At 37.5% G+C, this 2,345-nt stretch carries 2 protein-coding genes; one reads left to right on the top strand and one right to left on the bottom strand.

What is annotated here, in order from left to right; all coding sequences use genetic code 11:
* Nucleotides 1-266: 266 nt before the first annotated feature.
* Complete coding sequence (locus V7183_RS21015; protein WP_097895990.1) at nucleotides 267-1,151, bottom strand: LysR family transcriptional regulator; 885 nt, start codon at nucleotides 1,149-1,151, stop codon at nucleotides 267-269.
* A gap of 186 nt (nucleotides 1,152-1,337) precedes the next feature.
* Between V7183_RS21015 and hpaI the strand changes: the two genes are divergently transcribed.
* On the top strand, nucleotides 1,338-2,264 hold the full coding sequence (hpaI, locus tag V7183_RS21020) for a 2,4-dihydroxyhept-2-ene-1,7-dioic acid aldolase (RefSeq protein ID WP_335360714.1): 927 nt from the start codon (nucleotides 1,338-1,340) through the stop codon (nucleotides 2,262-2,264).
* The last annotated feature ends 81 nt before the right edge of the window (nucleotides 2,265-2,345 follow it).

Raw genomic sequence — 2,345 nt, forward strand, 5'->3', positions numbered from 1 at the left:
ATAAGATTAAGAATTGAAGCAGTGTGGGAGTATCTGATGGGAAACTCCCATTTTTTCTATATATACATCAATTAAAAAAACGACATAAACCCCTCTTTTTAGGTGGGAGAGAGCATCTAGCCATGCATAGAAGCGGTCAGTGCCTGTTTCTGCCCCATGCGAAGTAAAAACAGAAAGAGTAAACAAGTGTAGGTTACTTTTTATTCTGTATAGCAGGGATTTAGATGTCGAAAAATAAAAATAGCCTTATATAAATTGTATCTTTTCTATGTAAGAGATTCACTGCGAAATGTTTCAAGGAAATGCATAGCGACTTTTGAAAGGGAGCGATTTTTTAGCCATATAACGGCGGAGTCGGATGTAATGGTAGAGTCTTCTATGTCAACGATTTTTATACCATTTAAAGGGAGTGCGATGAGAGTTGATTTTGGGAGTAGTGTAAATCCAACACCGGATCTAACTAATGATAGCAGCATAGCTGCATCTGGACAATCGCAAATAATATTTGGTTTTAATCCGTGTTTTTTAAAGCCGTCAATGACTTGCTCATAAAGACCGAGCCCTTTTATACGCTGCAGTAACATAAGCGGGGCATTGGCGAGTTCTTTCATTGGGATCATTGTCCGATTATCTGCGCTTTCATTAGGTAGGACGGCAACGAATTTATCTGTAGGTAACGGAAGGGAAGAAAAGTCCTCCATCTCTAACGGAAGTCGTACAATGGCAAGTTCAATCTCCCGGTTCTTTATAGATTGTGCAAGACGAAATGAATCTCCCTCATGTAGACGAAAGGTAACGAGTGGATATTTTTCACGAAATAAGCGGAGTCTTTCTGGTAAATGAGAGAACGATGATTTCACGGAGCCGATTGATAAGGTTCCTTTTAACCCATTTCCTACCTCTTTTACTTCTATAATTGCTTCATCAAATTGATTTAAAAGTTCTTGTGCTTTTTTAAATAAAACACTTCCGGCTTCTGTGAGTTCTAATTGTCTCCCGTTTCTTTCTAACAATTGAACGCCAAGTTCTTGTTCTAGTAATTTCAATTGTTGACTTAATGGGGGCTGTGCCATATGAAGCTTTTTTGCTGCCCGTGTAATTTGACCTTCTTGTGCAATTGTGAAGAAATAGCGAAGTTGTCTAATATCCACACTACCTACCTCCCGTAGCTAAGTATATTTTTTTCGTATTGAATGCCAACTTTTTTAGTATTTTTCATCTATGATATCACATGATACAGTAACACTGTAATTAATTTTCAGATAAGTTTGACTTTTGCAAAAAAGACTTCTGTTAAATGCGTGCAGAAGTACAAATGAAAAAGGGGAGACTTTAAGATGGCTAAATTCGCAGAAGCAAAGAAAAAATTGAGAGGTTCTATCGCTCCAATTATTACGCCATTTGATGAGAGCGGTTCGATTGATTTTGAAACGCTAGAAAATCTAATTAATTGGCATATAGAAAGTGGAAGTCATGGTATTTCGGTTACAGGTACAACGGGAGAACCAAGTTCATTAAAGATTGAAGAACGTGTACAAGTAATGGAGGTAGCGGCAAAGGTGATTCGTGGACGAGTTCCTTTTGTACCAGGGACAGGTTCTACAAATCATGAAGAGACATTGTATTTAACGAAAAAGGCACAAGAAATTGGTGCAGATGCAGCGCTTGTTATTGTGCCTTATTATAATAAACCATCACAGCATGCGTTATATAAACATTTTAAAATTGTCGCGGATTCTGTTGATATTCCAATTATTATTTATAACATTCCAGGAAGAACAGCTGTAAATCTACAAGTCGAGACAATCGCTAAATTGAATAAAGATTGTCCAAACATTATTGGAGTGAAAGAATCGAATAAAGACTTTGAGCACATTAATCGCGTTCTTTTAAACTGCGGAAGAGATTTTCTTTTATTCTCCGGTATTGAATTGTTATGTTATCCAATGCTAGCAATTGGTGGTGCGGGACATATTAGCGCTACCGCTAACGTTGCACCGAAACAAGTTGCAGAAATATATGATGCTTGGAATGAAGGTGACGTAAAGCGTGCATTAAACCTTCATTATGAGTTAATGCCGCTCAATGATGTTTTATTTAAAGATACAAACCCAGCTCCTTTAAAAGCAGCGTTAGGAATGATGGGGAAAATTAAACCTGTATTACGTTTACCAATGGATGTTCCAACGCAGGAATTACAAGATGAAATTCGTGAGGTTCTAAAGCAGTATGTAGAATTACCAGAAAGTATTGTATCTAGATAAGAACACGGCCCCTGTCAACTACCTACTACTTAAACGCTAACACGTTTTGAAGTGGGGACTTGTAAAAAGTCCTGGTTGTCT

This window comes from Bacillus sp. JJ1127 (assembly GCF_036965845.1).
Taxonomy (GTDB): domain Bacteria; phylum Bacillota; class Bacilli; order Bacillales; family Bacillaceae_G; genus Bacillus_A.

Coding starts and splice junctions, on each gene's coding strand:
- hpaI (WP_335360714.1), top strand. CDS start 1,338: ATGGCTAAATTCGCAGAAGCAAAGAAAAAATTGAGAGGTTCTATCGCT.